This is a genomic window from uncultured Thiocystis sp. (assembly GCF_903866365.1).
Taxonomy (GTDB): domain Bacteria; phylum Pseudomonadota; class Gammaproteobacteria; order Chromatiales; family Chromatiaceae; genus Chromatium.
Window position 1 is genome coordinate 1 of sequence record NZ_CAIPNF010000080.1, and the last position, 1,723, is coordinate 1,723.

Sequence of the window (1,723 nt, forward strand, 5' to 3'; positions counted from 1 at the left end):
CACGACAATGGCCTCCACGACCTTATCGCTGAGCCAGCGGGACATGTCCATGGGCACTTGTACGGGTGCCTTTATTTGGCGCAATCGGCCTCGCGCTTATTGGCTTATGGCCCGAAAATGAAGGAATCGTTGTCGTACCCCGTCAACGGCATCGCCGGGATCGGTGCCAAGCATTTCAAGATCGAAAAACAGGACAAGGCGACCGATCGGATCGCTTTCGCGAACGAGCGGCGCGTCCATCTGTTTGACAACCTCGATGCCGTGGCGAGATTCGATCATCAGGTCATGGTGAAAAACCACTAAATTAGAGTGTTTATGTGATGCTAAACAACCGCTTGTTCGACACCTGTCAGGAGCGGCTAAAGCACGCCGAGCGGTTGCTGCCGACCTGGTTCGTGCCGCGAATGATGACCGACGTGTGGGCCTTCAGCGTGTTGCTGCACGACAGCACGCTGATCTGTATCGAACAGATCCGCGATGTTCGCCTGGGAGCTGATGGAGTCTATCTCGACGTGATTCTGATGGACGCGCCGCCTCCGCAAGCACCCAGCCGATTTCGCTGGTTGTGGGCACCGATCACGCGCACCCGCGCCTCGCTGGCGAATCGCGCTGTGATGGCGGCCTTCGAGTTGGCGGACCGCTGATGCGAAAAAAGCCGAACCGAGAATCCATACAAACGGCCTTGCGCACGCATGGCCAGACCCGCCGCGCGGCCTTTGACGCCGCCTGCGCGCTCGCGGCCCTGGGGCAGCCGATCCATCTGCGCGCGCTGATCGAGCGGGTGAAGCCGCACAGCGATCCGGTCGCCATCCAGCACGGTCTCAACGATTGGCTGGACGCCAATGCGCATCGCGGACCGTGCGGACCGGCACCGACCGGAGAGGCTTCGCGGGTGTCGCCTGGCGAACCGACAGACCCCGCCATCCAGGCCGACGCACTGCTCCAGGATGCCGACACCCGCCGGTGGGTTCTCCGATTCCAACGTCGGCGGTTACAAAACCATCGACAGCAGATGGGCATTCGCCATCCGTCCGAGTCGGATTGCCAGCCTTGGTTGGCGCCATTGCAGGAGACCTTGCAGGAGTCGCTTCAGCGCGAAATCGCGCTCATCGAAGGACTGGAAACGGTGTTGACGGGATTGAAGGACGGACTGGCGCAGGATCTTCGGCGACATCAGGCGATGTCTCGAACGGTCCATGACCGCACCGATCCAGCGCCCGATCGCCTCGGGGAGCCGCGCCCAAACCGCGCGGACCGAACGAATCGTTAAGCGATCAGGTTGTGCGAAATCGCGAGGTTCAGCGTGCGGACCATGGAACTCAACAGACCGGCATCGGCGGCCACGGAGAGCACCAGGAGCATGCCCATCGAAACGAGATTTTGCGTGTTCACGATCGTCATCACGGCATTTCCCGATCGCTTGTCTTGATGCGACAAGCGTCGCAGAACGCAACCGTGAAAAACGTGATGCCTCCGACAGATCCCCTGTCGACGTGCCGGTCGACGCTCCCTTTTGCCAACGAGGTCACGCGCCGCGCGATGCCCAATCCAGACCTGCCGTTCATCCAGTGTCGCGCGCATCTGCGCCGACCGCTTCAAACCCTGACCAAGCTCATGTTTTCAGGCGCCGAAACGCCGCTCATCGCGCGCCATCGTGACCTGTCCTGGGGCGGTGCGAGCCTTATCGTGCCGGGCGCCTTGCCGCTGGAGGCCAAGACGTTCC

4 protein-coding genes and 1 pseudogene are annotated in these 1,723 nt (G+C 61.6%); 4 read left to right on the forward strand and 1 reads right to left on the reverse strand.

What is annotated here, in order from left to right:
- From QZY07_RS05295 to QZY07_RS05305, 3 genes and pseudogenes are all read left to right on the forward strand, one after another.
- Positions 1 to 303 (forward strand): annotated as a pseudogene (locus tag QZY07_RS05295) (DUF4845 domain-containing protein); the annotation flags it as partial.
- Positions 304 to 320: 17 nt separating this feature from the next.
- On the forward strand, positions 321 to 644 hold the full coding sequence (locus QZY07_RS05300) for a hypothetical protein (RefSeq protein ID WP_295400401.1): 324 nt from the start codon (positions 321 to 323) through the stop codon (positions 642 to 644).
- Entirely contained in the window at positions 644 to 1,270 is a 627-nt protein-coding gene (locus QZY07_RS05305; RefSeq protein ID WP_295400402.1) for a hypothetical protein, read from the forward strand. Before QZY07_RS05300 ends, QZY07_RS05305 begins: the two co-directional genes overlap by 1 nt.
- Here QZY07_RS05305 and QZY07_RS05310 read toward each other — a convergent pair.
- On the reverse strand, positions 1,267 to 1,401 hold the full coding sequence (locus QZY07_RS05310) for a hypothetical protein (protein ID WP_276570280.1): 135 nt from the start codon (positions 1,399 to 1,401) through the stop codon (positions 1,267 to 1,269). The genes QZY07_RS05305 and QZY07_RS05310 overlap by 4 nt on opposite strands.
- 138 nt (positions 1,402 to 1,539) lie before the next feature.
- Here QZY07_RS05310 and QZY07_RS05315 point away from each other — a divergent pair.
- Positions 1,540 to 1,723 (forward strand): hypothetical protein (locus QZY07_RS05315; RefSeq protein ID WP_295400406.1); only part of this gene is annotated, 184 nt, incomplete at its 3' end.